This is a genomic window from Pseudomonas sp. CM27, from assembly GCF_013179515.1.
Classification (GTDB): domain Bacteria; phylum Pseudomonadota; class Gammaproteobacteria; order Pseudomonadales; family Pseudomonadaceae; genus Aquipseudomonas.
In genome coordinates, this window is sequence record NZ_JABMCN010000326.1 from 1 (window position 1) to 2432 (window position 2432).

Sequence of the window (2432 nt, forward strand, 5' to 3'; positions counted from 1 at the left end):
AGCAAGCGTATTTGCCGCGCACCTACATATTGCCCGGCGAATCGCTAGTGCTTCGGCTGGACGCGGCAGCCCGACGGGATAGTCGCAGCGTAAAGCTGTTCCCGGCCACGGTGTACGGCTATGCCGTAGATGAATTCGAGGCACCGTTAGGCAGGGGGAACGGTTGAGTGGGGGCGCGGGAAAGTGCCGGGCGGTTGGCTGGCGTTGGCCAGTGGCGCTTTTCTTTGCTGTTTATCTTCTTGAGTGCAGCGCCAGTGACGGCGTCGCGTTCGACCTCGAACTATTGCGTCAGAGAGGCTTGAGTGAAGAGCTGGCGTCTTACTTTCAGGACATCGCCCGGTTTACCCCCGGCAATCACACCGTAAGCCTGGAGGTAAATGGCGATCGAGCAGGACAAGCACAGGCACGCTTTCTCGACGATGGCAGTTTGTGCATCGACTCCGCTTTGCTGGAAGCCGGAGGCATACAGGTGCCGGCCGGCGCGTCAGATACGGCTGCTGACTTGTGCATCGACCTGTTGGCGGATTACCCACAGAGCCAGATAAACGCAGACCCGCAATCCGCCAGTGTATCCATGGTCGTGCCGGCACAAGCGCTGCGCAAGTCCGCTGCAGGCCATGATTTATCGGCGTTTGCCACTGGTGGGTTAGCCGGCATGTTCAATTACGATGTGACGATGCTGGATACACGCTTCAAGGATGGCAGCAGCAGAGCCTGGACCGCGCTTACCGAGCCGGGTTTCAACCTCGGTGACTGGATCGTGCGCAGCCGTCAGGTTGCCAGCATTGGCCAGCAGTCCAGCCAGTTCAACGCGCTTGATGCCTACGCGCAACGAACGTTCGCCGGGCAGGCGGCGGTTTTGCAGGTTGGCCAGATCCACCTGGGCAACCCTGTGCTTGCTGGTGTTTCTGTTGACGGCTTTCAGGTGTTCCCTGAGCAGGCCTTGGGGCATCTGCAGCAGCGCCGTGCGGTTCAAGGCATCGCCAAGACCCAGGCGAGGGTGGAGATCTTTCAGCGCAATCGGCTGGTGTACGCGACAGTCGTGCCGCCGGGCCCGTTTTCCATCGAAAGCCCTGCGCCAGTCGATGCCTTTGCTGAACTGGAAATGACCATCCATGAAGCGGACGGCGAGCAGCGACGTGTGACCTTGCCCGCTACGCCCATGACTGGCAGCTTGTCGGGGGGGTACCAGTTCGGTGTCGGTCAACTGCGCCACAGCAGTGCGGCTTCGCCCTGGGTGCTGAGCGCCGGGTGGAGCGGGAGTGTGCTCGATGGCGTGGCCTTTGGTGGCGGCATGCTTGCAACCGATGGTTATCAGGCAACAGGGTTTGCACTGGGCGTTCAGCCATGGACGCAAGCTCAGATGCAGTGGTCAATCGGCTATTCGCAGCCTCGACGCCAGAAAGCAGGAATGCAAAGTCAGGTTACCCTCAGCCAGCAGCTAGCCGAAGGTTGGGCGGCAAGTTTCAGCTACGGGGTGCAGGGCCCGCACTATCAAGACATCCAACAGGCGCTGGAGCCGTCACGCAGCTTGAACGGGGTGCAGGATTACCTTGGCGTCGGCTTGTCATGGCAAGGGGGCGCGCTGGGGAACTTCAGTATTGGCGGCAGCCAGTCGCGTGCGGGTAGCGGTCAGGTCAGCACCCAGGCAAATTTCGGCTGGGGAACAACGCTGAAGCGGGTTTCGCTGAATGCGGGCATGGAATGGAGGCTCAGCGGGGCAGGTGAGCAGGGGCGCTTGCTGTATCTGAGCGCCAGTCTGCCATTGGGCAGCAAGCGCAGGCTGTACGCATCGAGCCGAGGTAGCGCCGGCAACTACCGCTCATCCATCAACCTGCGGGAACGTGTCAATGAATCGTTCAGCTATCGCCTGGGAGGCAGCCATGCAGGCAATGACCCGGTGTTGCGACCCAGCCTTGGCGCTTCATGGCTGGCGCCATTCGGCCAGATGCAGCTGGATTACTCGGCCACCGGCAGCAGTGCGCAAACGCTCGCTGCCAACCTGCGTGGCGGCGCAGTGGGGCATGCAGATGGCATCACGTTATCGCCTTACCCGATACAGGATACCTACGCACTCATCGAAGTCGGTGATCTTGCAGGTGTGAAAATCGACACGCCAAGTGGGCCCGTGTGGACCGATGGCGAAGGACGAGCAGTGGCCTCGCAGGTTCGCCCATACGCTGACAATCGTCTGCAAGTACAGCCCCGGAGCCTGCCACGTAGTGTCGATCTGGCCAACAGCCAAGGCATTGTAAGGGCCGGTCGAGGGGCATTTTCGCATTTGCGTTTCGCTGTAGAGCGCACTCGACGTGTCTTGCTACAAACACTGCACGTTGGCGGGCAGCCCGTGGCGGACAGCTCGATGGTAGTGGATGCCAACGGCAGCTTCGTGACGATGGTGCAGGCCGGTGGCTTGATATTCCTGCATGACT

1 protein-coding gene is annotated in these 2432 nt (G+C 60.9%); it reads left to right on the top strand.

Annotation, left to right across the window (positions count from 1 at the left end; genetic code table 11):
* Positions 1 to 211: 211 nt before the first annotated feature.
* A partial coding sequence (locus HP547_RS26830; RefSeq protein ID WP_172288440.1) for a fimbria/pilus outer membrane usher protein occupies positions 212 to 2432 on the top strand: 2221 nt, incomplete at its 3' end.